Origin of the sequence: Roseovarius mucosus (assembly GCF_002080415.1) — a bacterium.
Lineage (GTDB): Bacteria > Pseudomonadota > Alphaproteobacteria > Rhodobacterales > Rhodobacteraceae > Roseovarius > Roseovarius mucosus_A.
On the sequence record NZ_CP020474.1, the window covers coordinates 1,420,001 to 1,435,640 of the forward strand.

The 15,640-nt window shown below is 61.7% G+C and carries 19 protein-coding genes (1 of these 19 only partly in view); 5 read left to right on the forward strand and 14 right to left on the reverse strand.

Annotated features, from left to right (window positions below; translation table 11 throughout):
* The 3 genes from msrQ to ROSMUCSMR3_RS06950 all read right to left on the reverse strand — a co-directional run.
* Window positions 1-47, reverse strand: the start of a protein-coding gene (gene msrQ / locus ROSMUCSMR3_RS06940; RefSeq protein WP_081506859.1) for a protein-methionine-sulfoxide reductase heme-binding subunit MsrQ. Its footprint begins 556 nt before the window's first position; the window shows 47 of its 603 coding nt (coding positions 1-47); its start codon is at window positions 45-47; its stop codon lies off the left edge, out of view.
* A complete protein-coding gene (gene msrP, locus ROSMUCSMR3_RS06945; RefSeq protein WP_008281697.1) occupies window positions 47-961 on the reverse strand; it encodes a protein-methionine-sulfoxide reductase catalytic subunit MsrP in 915 nt (304 codons plus the stop codon). The genes msrQ and msrP overlap by 1 nt, the downstream gene beginning before the upstream one ends.
* A 75-nt stretch (window positions 962-1,036) precedes the next feature.
* Window positions 1,037-2,530 carry an FMN-binding glutamate synthase family protein gene (locus ROSMUCSMR3_RS06950; RefSeq protein WP_081508569.1) on the reverse strand — a complete coding sequence of 498 codons (1,494 nt, stop codon included), beginning with the start codon at window positions 2,528-2,530 and terminating at the stop codon, window positions 1,037-1,039.
* Window positions 2,531-2,912: 382 nt separating this feature from the next.
* Here ROSMUCSMR3_RS06950 and ROSMUCSMR3_RS06955 point away from each other — a divergent pair, with 382 nt between their 5' ends.
* A complete protein-coding gene (locus ROSMUCSMR3_RS06955) occupies window positions 2,913-3,392 on the forward strand; it encodes a fasciclin domain-containing protein (RefSeq protein ID WP_008281694.1) in 480 nt (159 codons plus the stop codon).
* 54 nt (window positions 3,393-3,446) lie between these two features.
* Here the strand turns inward: ROSMUCSMR3_RS06955 and ROSMUCSMR3_RS06960 are convergent, their stop codons facing one another.
* The gene (locus ROSMUCSMR3_RS06960; RefSeq protein ID WP_081506860.1) at window positions 3,447-4,178 is read right to left on the reverse strand and encodes an SDR family oxidoreductase; all 732 of its coding nucleotides are present in this window, start codon (window positions 4,176-4,178) and stop codon (window positions 3,447-3,449) included.
* 128 nt (window positions 4,179-4,306) lie between these two features.
* Between ROSMUCSMR3_RS06960 and argB the strand changes: the two genes are divergently transcribed.
* Genes argB through ROSMUCSMR3_RS06980 form a run of 4 tightly spaced genes read left to right on the forward strand, consistent with a single transcriptional unit; the run spans window position 4,307 to window position 7,474 of the window.
* Entirely contained in the window at window positions 4,307-5,212 is a 906-nt protein-coding gene (gene argB / locus ROSMUCSMR3_RS06965) for an acetylglutamate kinase (protein ID WP_008281692.1), read from the forward strand.
* A gap of 9 nt (window positions 5,213-5,221) precedes the next feature.
* On the forward strand, window positions 5,222-5,866 hold the full coding sequence (locus ROSMUCSMR3_RS06970; protein WP_081506861.1) for a ferredoxin: 645 nt from the start codon (window positions 5,222-5,224) through the stop codon (window positions 5,864-5,866).
* A complete protein-coding gene (locus ROSMUCSMR3_RS06975; RefSeq protein WP_081506862.1) occupies window positions 5,863-6,351 on the forward strand; it encodes a SixA phosphatase family protein in 489 nt (162 codons plus the stop codon). The genes ROSMUCSMR3_RS06970 and ROSMUCSMR3_RS06975 overlap by 4 nt, the downstream gene beginning before the upstream one ends.
* A gap of 7 nt (window positions 6,352-6,358) precedes the next feature.
* Complete coding sequence (locus tag ROSMUCSMR3_RS06980) at window positions 6,359-7,474, forward strand: acetoin utilization protein AcuC (RefSeq protein WP_081506863.1); 1,116 nt, start codon at window positions 6,359-6,361, stop codon at window positions 7,472-7,474.
* 104 nt (window positions 7,475-7,578) lie between these two features.
* Here the strand turns inward: ROSMUCSMR3_RS06980 and ROSMUCSMR3_RS21885 are convergent, their stop codons facing one another.
* From ROSMUCSMR3_RS21885 to ROSMUCSMR3_RS07025, 10 genes are all read right to left on the reverse strand, one after another.
* On the reverse strand, window positions 7,579-7,836 hold the full coding sequence (locus tag ROSMUCSMR3_RS21885; RefSeq protein ID WP_420541227.1) for a hypothetical protein: 258 nt from the start codon (window positions 7,834-7,836) through the stop codon (window positions 7,579-7,581).
* Window positions 7,794-8,345, reverse strand: a complete 552-nt coding sequence (locus ROSMUCSMR3_RS06985) for an amino acid ABC transporter ATP-binding protein (protein WP_420541228.1) — start codon at window positions 8,343-8,345, stop codon at window positions 7,794-7,796. The genes ROSMUCSMR3_RS21885 and ROSMUCSMR3_RS06985 overlap by 43 nt, the downstream gene beginning before the upstream one ends.
* 14 nt (window positions 8,346-8,359) lie before the next feature.
* Complete coding sequence (locus tag ROSMUCSMR3_RS06990) at window positions 8,360-9,649, reverse strand: amino acid ABC transporter permease (protein WP_008281686.1); 1,290 nt, start codon at window positions 9,647-9,649, stop codon at window positions 8,360-8,362.
* A 2-nt stretch (window positions 9,650-9,651) separates the two neighbouring features.
* Window positions 9,652-10,866, reverse strand: a complete 1,215-nt coding sequence (locus ROSMUCSMR3_RS06995) for an amino acid ABC transporter permease (protein ID WP_008281685.1) — start codon at window positions 10,864-10,866, stop codon at window positions 9,652-9,654.
* A gap of 119 nt (window positions 10,867-10,985) precedes the next feature.
* Window positions 10,986-12,005 (reverse strand): amino acid ABC transporter substrate-binding protein, encoded by a 1,020-nt coding sequence (locus tag ROSMUCSMR3_RS07000; protein ID WP_008281684.1) that lies wholly within the window; start codon window positions 12,003-12,005, stop codon window positions 10,986-10,988.
* A 204-nt stretch (window positions 12,006-12,209) separates the two neighbouring features.
* Window positions 12,210-12,932 carry an ATP12 family chaperone protein gene (locus ROSMUCSMR3_RS07005; protein ID WP_081506864.1) on the reverse strand — a complete coding sequence of 241 codons (723 nt, stop codon included), beginning with the start codon at window positions 12,930-12,932 and terminating at the stop codon, window positions 12,210-12,212.
* A gap of 3 nt (window positions 12,933-12,935) precedes the next feature.
* Window positions 12,936-13,610 carry an HAD-IA family hydrolase gene (locus tag ROSMUCSMR3_RS07010; protein ID WP_081506865.1) on the reverse strand — a complete coding sequence of 225 codons (675 nt, stop codon included), beginning with the start codon at window positions 13,608-13,610 and terminating at the stop codon, window positions 12,936-12,938.
* On the reverse strand, window positions 13,607-14,650 hold the full coding sequence (locus tag ROSMUCSMR3_RS07015) for an RluA family pseudouridine synthase (RefSeq protein WP_008281681.1): 1,044 nt from the start codon (window positions 14,648-14,650) through the stop codon (window positions 13,607-13,609). The genes ROSMUCSMR3_RS07010 and ROSMUCSMR3_RS07015 overlap by 4 nt, the downstream gene beginning before the upstream one ends.
* Complete coding sequence (gene crcB / locus ROSMUCSMR3_RS07020; RefSeq protein ID WP_081508570.1) at window positions 14,647-15,024, reverse strand: fluoride efflux transporter CrcB; 378 nt, start codon at window positions 15,022-15,024, stop codon at window positions 14,647-14,649. Before crcB ends, ROSMUCSMR3_RS07015 begins: the two co-directional genes overlap by 4 nt.
* 116 nt (window positions 15,025-15,140) lie before the next feature.
* Window positions 15,141-15,629, reverse strand: a complete 489-nt coding sequence (locus tag ROSMUCSMR3_RS07025) for a protein-tyrosine phosphatase family protein (RefSeq protein ID WP_081506866.1) — start codon at window positions 15,627-15,629, stop codon at window positions 15,141-15,143.
* Between the last annotated feature and the right edge of the window lie 11 nt (window positions 15,630-15,640).

A 15,640-nucleotide genomic window follows, 5' to 3' on the forward strand; every position in this document is an offset into this window, starting at 1 on the left:
CAGACCGGCACCCGCCGGGCCAGACCGTTGATCTGGTCCCGTAGCATCAAAAGTTCTTTTTCAGATCCATCCCGGCATAGAGCCCCGCCACCTCATCGGCATAGCCGTTGAACATGAGCGTGGGCACGCGCGGCGAAAACAGCCCGCCGCCGATCTGCCGTTCCGTGGCCTGCGACCAGCGCGGGTGATCCACCTCTGGGTTCACATTACTATAGAACCCGTATTCGCGCGCATTGGCCTTGTTCCAGCTTGTCGGCGGCTCTTTGTCGGTCAGGGTAATGCGCACCACCGATTTGATCGACTTGAACCCATATTTCCATGGCACCACAAGGCGCAGCGGCGCGCCGTTCTGATTGGGAATGTCGCGGCCATAGATGCCCGTCGCCATGATCGTCAGCGGATGCAGCGCCTCGTCCAGCCGCAGCCCCTCGACATAGGGCCAATCCAGCACCGGATAGCGGACACCCGGCATTTCATCGGGGCGCAGCACCGTCTCGAAGGCGACGTATTTGGCCTCGCTCTGCACCCCAGCCAGATCCAAGAGATCCGCCAGTTCAAATCCATTCCAGGGAACCACCATCGACCAGGCCTCGACACAGCGGAACCGGTAAAGCCGCTCTTCAATGGTCATCTTGGCCATGATCTCGTCAAAGGCATAATCACCCGGGCGGTCCACCAGCCCGTCAATGGTCACGCTCCAAGGGCTGACGGTCAGCGTCCGGGCATTGCGTGCCGGATCGCCCTTGTCGGTGCCGAACTCATAATAGTTGTTATAGGTGGTGATGTCGTCCCAGCTATTGGGCGTCAAAGCCTCGGCTTCTGTCTCGGCCTGCGCGCTCCGGGCCGTCAAGCTCAGACCCACCCCTGCCGCCACCCCGGCGATCATCTGGCGGCGATTGAGAAACGCCGCCTCGGGCGTCACATCCGTGTCACTCAGCGTGTTTGTCCAGCGATGGGCCATGTCAGTTCTCCTATGGGTTCCCCAAGTATATAGAGACAGACACGGTTCCCGCCACCGAAGGGTTTCAACATCCGGTCACAATACCGCGTCCGGATTGTAACTTGGCCGGATCTTGTTGAACGCGATCGACGTGCCATCCGCCTGCACCAGCCGTACATGCCGCCGCCGCATCAGGCGCGGTTCGGCCACACCAACCGAATGGGCGATGGTCTCAACCTCTTTGATCACCGATTTGGCATAATTGGCGACCTTCAGGTATTTGTCCTCGACCACCAGACCGCGCTGCAAATGGGGATCATGGGTGGTAATGCCGGTCGGACAGGTATTGCGATTGCACTTGAGCGCCTGAATGCAGCCAAGGCTGAACATAAAGCCACGCGCCGAGGCGACAAAATCCGCGCCTGCGCAAATCGCCCAGGCCACATCGCCGGGATTGATCAGCTTGCCCGCCGCAATCATCCGGATACGATCCTTGAGACCATAGCGATCCCGCAGATCGACCATCCGCGGCAAGGCATCGCGAATGGGCATGCCCACCAGATCCATCAAAGGCATGGGCGCGGCCCCGGTGCCACCCTCTCCACCGTCAATGGCAATGAAATCCGGCGCGCAATCCGGCCCACGCGCGATGATCATTTCAAACAGCGGCTCCCAGGCCTCGGACGAGCCGATCACTGTCTTGAAACCGACAGGGCGCCCCGTGACCTGCCGGATATGGCCGATCACATCCAGCAACTCGCCATAGTCATTGATATCAGCGTGACGGTTGGGCGAAATGCTGTCCTTGCCCAGTTCGATGCCGCGAATGGCGGCAATCTCTTTGTTGACCTTTTCGCCGGGCAGGATGCCGCCCTTGCCGGGCTTGGCCCCCTGCGCCAGCTTCAGCTCAAACATCTTGATGCAAGGATTGTCCGACACCTCGCGCAGCCGCGCATCGCTGAGGTTGCCCAAAACATCGCGCACGCCGTATTTCGCCGTGCCAATCTGATAGACCAGATCGCAATTGCCCACCAAATGAAACGGGCTCAGCCCGCCCTCGCCGGTGTTCAGCCAGATACCCGCCTTGGCCGCCCCCCGGCTCAGCGCCTCAACCGCCGGGCGCGAAATCGCGCCATAGCTCATGCCCGAAATGTTGAAAATTGACTTGGCCATATAAGGTATCGCCGCCGTCGGCCCGATCTGCATCGGCGCGGTGATGGCGAATTGATCGTCCAGCGGCGGAAACACCGCAGGCACAAAGATAGGCGTGCCCGGCACCCCCAAATTCCGGGTCGAGCCAAAGGCAATCGTGTTGCCCGCCCCCTTGGTCGCATGGCTCACCCAATCGCGCTGCGCACGGTTGAACGGCATCTCTTCGCGGTCCATGGCAAAGAAATACTGCCGGAAAAACTCGCCCAGTTTGGTGAACAATCCTCGGAACCGGCCAATGACTGGATAGTTGCGCCGGATCGCGTCGCCGGGCTGCGTGCGATCCAGCACGTAGAAGACCCCTATCGCCAACACGACCGCCCCAATGGCAAAAACAAATAGTAACGCCAGAAATTCTAGGAACTGCGTTAGAATACCCATCTCAAAACTCCAATACCCCGCCCGCGCCCAGCCGACGCGCCTCGCGCGCAACCTGCGCCATTCCAGCGCGTCAAACAAGCTGACAAAGGGCGGCTTTGCCCAATGTTTCATCCTGTCAGGGCCAACATCAGGCCATTTGCCTGCCCCCCGCCATTGCCACGGGAAACCCGGCTGAAACACCCACGCCAAGCGGGATAATTGCCGCCAATTCACAAAAACGTGACTGGAAATTTCAGCACGCTCCGGCTTAGCGGACGCGCCCGAAAGGTCAAACCGCGTCGGCGGAAAACCCCTATGAACCAAAACGCGCAGCCCCCCGTAAGCCTCGCATGATCCCGACAACGGGGTCATGGAAACCGACACTTAAACGGAGACGCACACCATGTTTCGCAGAACCTATCTCGCTCTGACCGCCGCCGTGCTGATGGCCGGTCCTGCCTTTGCCGAGACCAAAGGCAAAGACATCGTCGACATCGCCGCCGGCAACGAGAGCTTCTCGACCCTTGTCGCCGCCGTTCAGGCCGCAGGCCTTGTTGATACGCTCAAAGGCGAAGGCCCCTTCACCGTCTTTGCCCCAACCAATGACGCTTTTGCGGCCCTGCCTGCAGGCACGGTCGAAGACCTGCTCAAGCCCGAGAACAAGGATCAACTGACCGCGATCCTCACCTATCACGTGGTGCCGGGCAAAGTGATGTCGGGCGATCTCTCGGACGGGATGACCGCCACCACCGTGCAAGGCACGGATGTAACCATCGGCACCACGGACGGTGTCACCGTCGCCGGGGCCAAGGTCGTGCAGGCCGATATCGAGGCCAGCAACGGCGTGATCCACGTGATCGACACCGTGATCCTGCCTGAATAATCCACCCCTAACGGATGGCAAAAGCGGGGCGGCTAAATGGCCGCCCCGTACCCGTTAGACGTGCTGAGCGCCGTTGATCTCGATCTCGGTGCCGGAAATATAGGACGACCCTTCGGAACACAGGAAAAAGATCGTGTTGGCCACCTCGTCAGGCTCACCCAGCCGCCGCATCGGGATGCTTTCGACCAGCTTATCCGTTCCGGGTGACAGAATGGCGGTGCGTATCTCGCCCGGCGCAATCGAATTCACGCGCACCCCAAGCGGTCCGAAATCATGCGCCATCTCGCGCGTCAGCGCCACCAACGCCGCCTTGGACGTGGCATAGGCCGCGCCCGCAAAGGGATGCACCCGGCTTCCGGCAATCGAGGTGACATTGACCACCGCGCCGCGCGCCGCCGCCAATTCATCCCGCAAACTGCGCGCCAGCACGACCGATGCAAAGAAATTGACGTGAAACACCTGCCCCCAGGTCCGCAGATCCGTGCTGAACGTATCCAAGCGTTCACCCTCCGGCCCTTTGGGCGAAATCCCCGCATTATTGACCAAGGCATCCAGCCGTCCACCCAGCCGCTCGCGCAGCACCTCGACCTTGGCAATCACATCATTCGGGTCCGACAAATCCATCTGAATATGGTTATCCGCACCCCCGCCCCAAGGGCATTCCGCCGGAAACGGCTGGCGCGAACAGGTGATCACCCGCCAGCCCGCCGCATTGAACCGCCGCACCGTGGCATGCCCAATTCCCCGGCTCGCCCCCGTCAACAAAAGCGTCTTGGTCTCGGACATGCTACACCTCTTTCGGTCGCGGATTTCCTTGGGCCCAACCCTAGCGCTTTGCGGCTCACCCGCAACGGCCCTTGGCACCACCCCGCGCAGATTGTAATGAGAGACGCAACCCCGCGTCGGAGACCAGCATGAAGGCCAGAGACATGAATCGCGACTGGATCGCCACCGCCCGCACCCTCTCCGAGGCCCTGCCCTATCTGCAACGCTACACCGGTGCCATCGTGGTGATCAAACTTGGTGGCCACGCCATGGGCAGCGATGAGGCGATGGACACGTTCGCCCGCGACGTGGTGCTGATGCGACAGGTCGGCGTCAATCCGGTCATCGTCCATGGCGGCGGCCCGATGATCAATCAGATGCTGGAAAAGCTGGCGATCAAATCCGACTTCGTGAATGGCAAGCGCGTGACCGATGCCGCCACCATGGACGTGGTGGAAATGGTGCTCTCCGGTCAGGTCAACAAACGCATCGTGGCCGCGATCAACGGTCAAGGCGGGCGCGCTGTCGGCCTCTCGGGCAAGGATGCAAGGCTCATCACCTGCACGCCCTCGCATCCCGATCTGGGCCTTGTGGGCGACCCCTCCGAAATTGATCCCACCATCCTGCACACGCTTTTTGCCGCCGGGATGATCCCCGTTATCGCCCCCTTGGGCGCAGGCGAGGCGGGCGAGACCTATAATATCAACGGCGATACCGCCGCCGGGGCCGTGGCCGCCGCCCTCAAGGCCGACCGCCTGCTCCTGCTGACAGATATCGACGGCGTGCGCGATGCCTCAGGACAGGTCGTGACCGAACTCAGCGCCGAGCAGATCCGACAGATGACGCGCGACGGCATCATCGCGGGCGGCATGATCCCCAAGACCGAAACCGCCCTTGCCGCCATCGACGGCGGCGTGCGCGCGGTGGTCATCCTCGACGGTCGCGCGCCGAACGCGACGCTGCTCGAGCTTTTCACCGAACATGGCGCGGGGTCGCTGATCCGTGGCACAAATACACCCCGCGTGCCACGCTCAAGCTATCCGGGCCAGTCCTGAGCGCGGCGCGTGTCCCCCCTGCCCCCGGCGCTCTATGACCTCGCCGCCGCGCATCACCTAACCCTGTCCGGCGCGCTGCATCTGGCATCCGGTGACGTGCCCGGCCATCAAACCCTGGTGCTCCTCAGCCCGGCAGAGCCGGGCTTCTGGCCGCATTTCACCACTACTCCGGAATATCTCGACGGCGCGCGCGACCCGATGAACCGCTGGTCCACCCGCGTCATCACCGCCATGGCCGATGCCCTTGGTGCCACCACGCTTTTTCCGTTTTCTGGCCCGCCGTGGCAGCCCTTCACCGATTGGGCGCGCCGCAGTGGCCGTGCTTGGCCTTCGCCCGTCGGCCTCTTGGTGCATGATGCGGCGGGGCTCATGATCTCTTATCGCGGCGCATTGGCCTTTGCGGATCGCTTCGCGCTTCCGCCCACCGGCCCGCGCCCCTGCGACAGCTGCGCCGATCAACCCTGTCGCAGCGCCTGCCCGGTGGAGGCGCTGATCCCCGAGGCCTATAACGTCCCCGCTTGCAAAGCCGATCTCGACCGCCCGGGCAACGACTGCCGCGCGCGCGGCTGTGCCGTGCGGCGCGTCTGCCCGCTCAGCCAATCCTATGGCCGACGCGAAGAACAATCCGCCTTTCATATGGGATATTTCGGATGAAGACGCTTATCCTCATGCGCCACGCCAAATCCGATTGGGGCGATCCACGTCTGCCCGATAGTGCTCGCCCCCTTAACGCGCGCGGGTGCCGCGCGGCAACCGCCCTCGGCCTTTGGCTCCGCACCCAAGACCTCGCCCCCGATCAGATCCTCTGCTCCTCTGCTGTGCGCACCCAGGAAACCTGCACCCGGCTCAAGCTTGATACCGCACCGGACCTGCACGACGCGCTCTATTTGGCCGAGGCCGATGAGATGCTGACAGTCCTGCGTCGCGCCACCGGCAGCCTTGTCCTCATGCTGGGCCATAACCCCGGCATCGCAGAATTCGCGGCCCTGTTGGTCGCCCCCCCCCCGGATCACGAGCGGTTCGACGATTATCCCACTGGGGCCACACTCATCGCCCGGTTCGATATCGCCGACTGGGCCGCGCTCCAGCCTGGCAGCGGCACCGTGTTGCAGTTTCTCACGCCGCGCGACCTGCCATAACCGGCCTATGCAAACGCCCGTCTTTATCGGATCAGAGATCTATCGCGGCTCCTCCTACGGGGCGCGCCACCCCCTTTCCATACCGCGCGTGCCCACCGTGATCGACCTCTGCCGTGCTCTGGGCTGGCTGCCCCCCTCGCAATACCGCATCAGCCCGCGCGCCAAACCACAGGCGCTAACCGCGTGGCACAGCCCGGCCTATATCGCCGCCCTGCAAGCGGCTGAAACATTGGGCCAAGTCTCGCCCGAAATCCGCGCCCGCCACCAGATCGGCACGCTGTCCAATCCGGTTTTCCCAGAGATGTTCCGCCGCCCCGCCACCGCCGCCGGTGGCTCGCTTCTGGCCACCGAACTGCTCGCACATGGCGGCGTAGCCTATAATCCCGGCGGCGGCACCCATCATGGAATGGCCGATCACGCAGGCGGGTTTTGCTACCTCAACGACCCGGTGCTGGCGATCAAGGCGTTTCTCGCCCAAGGTCTCAGCCGCATCGCCTATGTCGATATCGACGCGCATCACTGCGACGGGGTGGCGGCCGCCTTCCACGGCGACCCCCGCGTGCTAATGATCTCCACCCACGAGGCCGCACGCTGGCCCTTCACCGGTACACTCGACGACCGCGCGGGCAGCCATGCCATCAACCTGCCCCTGCCCCGCGCCACCAATGACAGCGGCTTTGCCATGGCCCTGCACGAGGTCATTCTTCCAGCGGTACAAGCCTTCACCCCTCAGGCGCTGGTCCTGCAATGCGGCGCCGATGCCGTGACCGAAGACCCGCTGTCGCGCCTTGCGCTCTCCAACAACGCCCATTGGGAGGCGGTGGCGCTCTTGCGCCCCCTCGCCCCGCGCCTGCTGGTGTTGGGCGGCGGTGGCTATAACCCTTGGACCGTGGGCCGCCTCTGGTCCGGGGTCTGGGCCACCCTCAACAATACCGAAATCCCCGACCGCCTGCCCGAACCGGCCCGCGCCATTCTGGCGGCCCTCTCATGGTCCCGCCGCCCCGCGTTCCCCGACGAGCCCCTCATCGACACGCTGCGCGACGCCCCGCGCCCCGGCCCCATCGCAGATGACCTGCGCGCCTCGATCCAACACCTGCGCGCGCGCCGCGCCGCTTGGGTCTAAACGCAAAAGGGGCCGCAAAACTGCCGCCCCTTTCATCTGGCCCAAAATACCTCGGGGGAGTCCCGGACTTGCTCCGGGACGGGGGCAGCGCCCCCACCCCTGCTTTAATGCCCCAGAATCTGGCTCAGGAACAGTTTGGTCCGGTCCGACTGTGGATTGTTAAAGAACTCTTCCGGTTCGTTCTGCTCCACGATCTGGCCCTGATCCATAAAGATGACCCGGTTCGCCACCTTCCGCGCGAATCCCATCTCATGAGTCACGCAGAGCATGGTCATTCCCTCTTCGGCCAGTTGGATCATCGTATCCAGAACTTCCGAAATCATCTCGGGATCAAGCGCCGAAGTCGGCTCGTCAAACAGCATGATCCGGGGCCGCATGCACAAACTGCGCGCAATCGCCACCCGCTGCTGCTGCCCCCCGAGAGCTGGCCGGGATATTTATTGGCCTGCTCGGGGATTTTGACCTTTTCCAGGAAATGCATCGCCACTTCCTCGGCCTCGCGCTTGGGCGTCTTGCGCACCCAAATCGGGGCCAGCGTGCAATTCTCCAGAATTGTCAGATGCGGGAACAGGTTGAAATGTTGGAACACCATGCCAACCTCGGACCGGATCTTGTCGATATTCTTGAGGTCATTCGACAAGAGCGTGCCATCAACCGTGATCTTGCCCTTTTGATGCTCTTCCAGCGCGTTGATACAGCGGATGAGCGTGGACTTGCCCGATCCCGACGGCCCCGCGATGACGATCCGCTCGCCCTGATAGACGGTCAGATCAATGTCGCGCAGCACATGAAATGCGCCATACCACTTGTTCATCTTGGTTATCTCGACGGCAACCTGATCCGAGACATTCATTTGTGTTTCAGCGGCCATGATGATGACCCTCCTTACCGATGATCCGTGCGAAGCTGACGCTCCAGCCACTGGGAATATTGCGAGATACCGTAGCAGGTGATGAAGAACAGGACGCAGGCAAAGCCAAACAGCTCCCAATAGACCCCGTTCCATTCCGCAGAGGCCAGAATCGGACCCCGGATCATGCCCACGATGTCAAACATCGAAATGACCGAAACCAGCGTCGTATCCTTGAAGAGGCCCACCGCCACGTTAACGATACCGGGGATCGAGATCTTGAGCGCTTGGGGCAGGATGATAAGTTGCATCGCCTGCGCATAGTCCAGACCCAGACTGTCCGCCGCCTCGTATTGCCCGCGCGGCAACGCCGCGAGGCCCCCCCGGATCACTTCGGCAATATAGGCCGAAGAGAACATCGTGATCATGATGATCACCCGCAGGATCAGGTCGAAATTCGTCCCCGGCGGCAGGAAATACGCCAGCACCACATTGGCCACGAACAAGAGCGTGATCAGCGGCACACCGCGAATGAACTCGATAAAGACAACGCAAATCCACTTGATGATCGGCATGCTCGATTGCCGCCCGAGCGCCAGCAGAATGCCCAACGGCAAAGAGAGCGACACACAGACCACCCCCAGCATCAGGTTGATCATGAACCCGCCCATATCGCGCGAGGCCACGGCCTCGATGGCCAGCACATTCTCCATCGGTCCGGTTACATAACCTGACAGTATCCAGAATATGAGCGCCGCCACAAACGCCGCTATCACCGCAACACCGGCGTTGACCGTCACGACGCGGCTATAGACAACCGCGCCCACCAGCACGCCAATCAAGGCAAAGACCGGCACCATCAAGGACCCGCCCCAAATCAGCCAATAGGCGATGAATGGGTAAAGCCCTGTAAAGATCAGCATCTTGCGTGGGAACACCTTGCCAAACAGCACGGGTGCGGCGGCTATGAACAGCAGCACAAAGGCCAGGCCCGGACGCCAGTATAGCTCGGATGGGTATTTGAACCCGAACAAGAGCTGGTTCCAACGCTCACTCAGCACCGCGAAACAGGCCCCGGTCTTGCCATCCAGAATCTCACGACAAGCTGACAGGCTCGGGCTGTCCCAGACACCGTTGAGAAACCACGGTGTCGCCGAGATCACAATCTGAAACACCACATAGGCCGACACAACCGTCAGAAGTGCATTGCCCGGCGAGGAAAACAGGTTCTCACGCAGCCATTTGATGGCCCCCGTTTGCGTCGCAGGGGGCGGCGCTTCGGGCAGCATGTGCTTGCGCACAAAGGCGAATTGATCACGGCCCATGCTCAACGCTCCTTCAACTTGATCGAGTTGTTGTAGACGTTCATGATCGCCGAAATCGCGAGGCTGATCGTGAGATAGAACAACATCAGCATCAGCACGCATTCAATCGCGCGCCCCGTCTGGTTAAGCGTGATCCCCCCCAAGGTGCCCGTCACATCCATATACCCCACGGCAATGGCGAGCGACGAGTTCTTGGTCAGGTTCAGATATTGCGAAATCAGTGGCGGAATGATCACCCGCAAGGCTTGCGGCAGGATCACAAGGTTCATGATCCGGTTGGGCCGCAGGCCCAAGGACGCCGCCGCTTCGGTCTGGCCCTTGCTTACCGCCTGAATACCCGCGCGCACGTTCTCGGCGATGAAGGCGCCGGTATAGATCGCCAGCGCGAACCACAGCGCAATCAGAGAGCCGCGAATATGTAGCCCGCCGTCAAAGTTGAAGCCCTTGAGCGCCGGATAATTCAGGCTGATCGGCTGACCCAGAACAAAGTAGATCAGGATCGTCGGCACAAAAAGGATAACCAACGACGGCCAGCCCATCGGCAACAGCCGCCCGGTGTCATACAGCAACTTGGTTGCATAGCGACGATAGGCAAAGACGCCAAAAATCGACGCAAGGAACGTCAGCACCACCACCAACGATCCCGGTCCCCAGACCGGCGCCGGCGTGTAGATCCCCCGGTTGGTAAAGGCAAAGGCGTCGAACAGCATAGATGCATCTGCGTTGTCGCCCCTAAACTGGTTGGGCGAAGGCAAAACCGCCGTCATCACGGTAAAGATGATGAGGATCCAGATCAGCACCGGGATGTTGCGAAAGATCTCGACGTAAAAGGCCATCAACTTGCGCACCAGCCAGTTGGGCGAGAGCCGCAGCACACCGGCCGTGACCCCGAAAATCGTCGCCGTCGCACAGCCAAGGAAGGCCACGATCAAAGTGTTGATCACGCCCACCAGAGAGGCGCGCAAATGGCTAGACTGACTGTCGTATTCAATGGGCCGCTGATTGATGTCGTAATTCGCTGGATTACTCAGAAACCCAAACGAGATATTCTGCCCCTGCGCCGCAAGGTTGTTGACAAGATTGGCCCCGAGATAGCCAAGCAACAACATCAACAGAACCAGCGCGATGAATTGGAAAGTGTAAGAGCGATACCGTGTATCGTAAATCAGCATAGAAAGCTGAAACGACGCCTTGGGAGGGTCGGTCATCGTTGTCATCTTGGGTTTCCCTGTGTTTCGACCCGGATTTTTATCGGCATCGCTGCCGTGGGCCGATTTTTAAGTAGTCTACTGGTGAAAAGGGCGCGGGAATTTCCCGCGCCCTTCGTCAGGATCGCTTACCGGAACGGCGGGGCATACATGATGCCGCCCTGCGTCCACTGCGCATTCAGACCACGGGCCAGACCGATCGGGGTCTTTTCGCCGATGTTCTTCTCGAAGATTTCGCCGTAGTTACCACCGACGGAAATCGCGCGCTTGGCCCAGTCATTGTCGAGGCCGATCATCGCGCCCAGCTCACCTTCGGTGCCGAGGATACGGTTGATCTCCGGGTTTGCACCGGCTGCGGCAGACAGCTCGCCGATATTCGCCGAGGTGATGCCCATTTCTTCGGCAGCCACGAGCGCGTAGAACGTCCAGCGCACGATATCACCCCAGTCGTTGTCGCCATGGCGCACCAGCGGGCCGAGCGGCTCTTTCGAGATGATTTCCGGAAGGATCACGTGATCGCCGGGATTCTCGAACGCAGCGCGCGTGGATGCCAGACCCGACGCGTCGGTCGTGTAGGTATCGCAGGCACCAGCCAGATACTGCTGCTGACCTTCGGCATTGGTCTCAATCGGCACCGGCTCGTAGCTGATGTTGTTGGCGCGGAAGAAATCCGCAAGGTTCAGCTCGGTGGTGGTGCCAGTCTGGATGCAGACCGTTGCGCCGTCCAGCTCTTTGGCAGAGCTGACGCCCAGCGACTTGGGCACAAGGAAACCCTGACCGTCATAGTAGTTCACGCCGACGAAATCGAACTTGAGGTCGGTATCGCGCGAGAAGGTCCAAGTGGTGTTGCGCGCCAGCAAGTCGATCTCACCCGAGGCAAGCGCTGTAAAGCGGGTCTTGCCGGTGGTCGGCACGAATTCAACGGCATTTCCATCGCCCAGCACAGCGGCGGCAACAGCGCGGCAGATCGCCACGTCAAAACCTTCCCAAACACCGTTTGCATCGGGGGCGGCAAAGCCCACGAGGCCGGTGGTCACACCACAGTTCAGCTTACCGCGGGCCTTCACGTCATCCAACGTGGCAGCCGCAGAAGCGCCAGCCGCAAGGCCGGCCACCGTCAGCGCGCCCAAAAATACGGTTTTTTTCATGTTTACCTCTTCCTGATTATCCGCCCTTCAAGAGCGGTTTGTCGGGCCAATCGGCCCATTGTGACACTGTTGGCAGGGCTTTCACCCCTCTCAGTGACGCCAAGTTTGTGTGGATTCATCATGAAACGTCAAGTCTTTGTTCACGAAACCATATGGCAAAACCCGGCGAAACCGGCCCCTGCCGTTGCGTCAGTCGCTTGGCGGTCAGACTGACTGATCCTTACGCGAAAGATCATAAAACCGCTTGGCATGGATAAAGTCAGATTGTTTCCTTGCGGCCATCTCTTCCGCCTCTTCATCGCTACCCCATTGCTCTGCCTGCCAGGTTTCATCGACCCGAGACAGGTCCCAGAGCGTTTTAACGGGGTAAAACCCGTCCAAAGCCGCAAATCCTATCACAAGCGACCCACTCAGGCTCACAAGGTCGTGAAAGGCCGTCAAAGCCCAAATGTCCAGCGCATCCACATGTGCCCGCAACCGTGCCATTGCCTGCACATCCTGCGGCACATGCACCACGCCCTCAACCGCAAGCAGCTTGGCGGACAGGACCGATTCGGTCCAATCGAGCAGCGGATTCCATGCCGCTGCCTGTTTTTCGACCAGTTCGCTGGGGCTCACTGCCCGATAACAGATCAGATCACTGTCGCCATAGGCGGCCAGCATCTCGGCCACTTCGGATTTCTGATGTGCCACCTTGTCGATGGCTGCATTGGCCGACCGGGTAAAAGGCATGGTACCGGGGTCGATCTTGCCTTCTTGCGCATCCCACTCCGCGGCGATCGCCTCGGCCAAGGCCCGCGTCGGCACGCTCAGCACCGCCTTGGCCGGGGTGCGCACCGCGCGCCCGTCTAGCCGCACGCCGAACCCGTCGCCCTCTTCGACAACGCCCGCCTCTGTCCAGAACCGCTTGGCTTTCCATTCGCTCATCGTCTACCCCCAAATCCGCGCCAAAGCCTCGGGGAGCGCGCGGAAATCCTGCACGATTTCGCGGGCGGCCCCCAGCGCTTCGGGCCGGTGATACCCCCAAGAAACACCAATGCCCGCAATCCCCGCCGCCTGCGCCATGTCCATGTCGAAACTCGTATCGCCCACCATAACCGCATTCTCTGGCGCAACCCCGGTCTCTGCCAGCGCCGCCCGCAGCATAGAAGGATGCGGCTTGGAGGGATGATGATCTGCCACCTGCCGCGTCACGAAGTAAGACCGGAGACCATGGCCCTCCAAGAGTTTGTCCAGACCCCGCGCCGATTTGCCCGTGGCGACCCCCAACAGGGTTTCCGGCACCGCATGCAGCGCCTTCAACGTCTCAAGCGCGTGGGGATAAAGCGGCGAAGAGGCTTGCACGCCCGTCTCTGCCCGCAAACCCATATAGGCCTCTTTATACCACGCCACGATCCGCGCGTGGACATCGCCGGGCAATTGCGGCGCCAGTCGCGCCACCGCCACATCCAGCGACAGACCGACAATGCCCAAAATCACCTCGCGCACAGGTGCCGGTTCCCCGGCCCGATCAAACGCCGACCGCATCGCCGCCAGAATGTCACCTTGGCTGTCCACCAGCGTGCCATCGACATCAAAGATCACCAGACGCAAGGGACGGCTCATGCCATATCCTCTAGCGGGTCCTCCGGCGCTTCGGATGGCACCCACTGAAACAGGTCCCAAGTCCGCGCCATATGCTCGGGCAATGGGGCTGTGATGTGCAGAATGGCCCGTGACACCGGATGCTCGATCTTGAGCGACCGCGCGTGCAGATGCAACTTGCGGCTTACATCGCCACCCAGCTGCGCGCCCCAGCCATCGCCCAGATTCTCCTGCCCTGATCCGCCATATTTGCCATCGCCCACGATGGGATGCCCGATCTCGGCCATATGCGCGCGCAGCTGATGCGTCCGCCCCGTCACCGGAATCAGCGCCATCCAAGCCGTGCGCGCACCCGCCGCTTCGATCACCGCATAATCGGTGGTCGCAGGCTTTGCCCCCGGCGTCGCGTCAATGTCGCGCGGATGCAAGCACAGCATCTTCTCGCCCTCGCCCTTGGCCCCATGCCCCGGCGCCTTGACCAGACCAAAGCGAATGGTGCCCATACGCGGCGTGGGCACGCCCGCCACGGCCGCCCAGTAAATCTTGCGCGTGTTGCGATGCCGGAACGCCGCCGTCAGCCCCTTGGCCGCCTCCCGCGTGCGCGCCAGCAACAAGACGCCCGATGTGTCCTTGTCCAAGCGATGCACCAGACGCGGCTTGTCCTCGGCCCCAAAGCGCAGCGCCTCCGCCAACCCGTCCACATGGCGCAATTGCTTGCTGCCGCCCTGCACCGGCAGGCCCGGCGGTTTGTTCAGGGCGATGATATGGTCATCGCGGTAAATCACGCAGGATTGGATCATCTTGGCATCCGCCGGGCTGATCCGCGCCAAAGCTCCTGTCGGGCGCTCATCGGTATCGGGCAACGGCGGAATACGCACACTCTGCCCAACCTCAAGCCGCGTCGCGGGTTTTACCCGCCCGCCATCGACCCGCAGTTCGCCTTTGCGGCACATCTTTTCGATCTGCACTTGCCCCACATGCGGAAACAGCCGCCGAACCCAGCGATCCAACCGCTGATCGCCGTCATCCGGTCCTACAATCCGTGTCTGCACTCCGCTCATGCGAAAAACCCCCGCGCCAGCCAGACGCCCAAAATCAAGGCCCCGATGGACAATCCCACCGACAGGCCGACATATCCCAAAGCCGCCATCGCCTGCCCCCGCTCCCAGAGCATGAAGGCCTCAAGCGAGAACGCCGAAAACGTCGTGAAGCCACCCAAAAGGCCCGTCATGACCAAGGGGCTGATTTGCCCGGCACCCCGCTGTGCGAGGATCACCACGGCCAGCCCCATCAGAAAGGATCCGATAACGTTAACACCAAGCACGCCAACCGGGAAACCCGGCGCAGCCAAGCGCTGTGCCAAGAGCACCACGCCATAGCGCAGGCACGACCCAATCGCGCCCCCCACGGCCACCTGAAGCAATGCGGACATCATGCCCGCGTCTGTCGCGCGCGCCCGGTCAATTGTCAAGCGCGGCACCCGGATCTGCCGCTCAGCGCGCCAGACCTGCACAAATTCGCAGGATTTTGTAAGGTTCGTACACTGCGCGCTCAGCCGCCTGCGCGCCGCGCCCAGCGCAACTGCGCCTCCGTTTCCACCGCACAGGGCCGGATATGGCGCAATCTCTCCAATGCTGCATCAGGGTCTTCGCCCTGCGCGATCATCAACCGCAGGGCCACCATCCCCGATCTGCCACAGCCCCCCCGGCAATGCACCAGAACCCGCCCGCCCCCGGCCAGCGCGCGCGCGATATCTTGGCTGGCCTTAGTCCAGGCTTCGATCTGGCTTGTGTCCGGCACGCCGTAATCCGGGATCGGAAACGCCACCCAACGGCTCCCCGCCTCTTGCACATCATTGCCAAATGTTTCGGCCCCCGCGCTCAACATCTCGGCTGGCATGGTCAAGGACACCACAAGCGCTGGTTTCCAGTCGCGGATATGCGCAAGGTCGGCGGCATAGTCACCCCCCGCCCCCGGTAGCGGCGCAAGCGCTAGAGTGCCCCCGCCAACCCGGAGCGCGTAGATGATGAAATCATCCATAAAGTAAACAC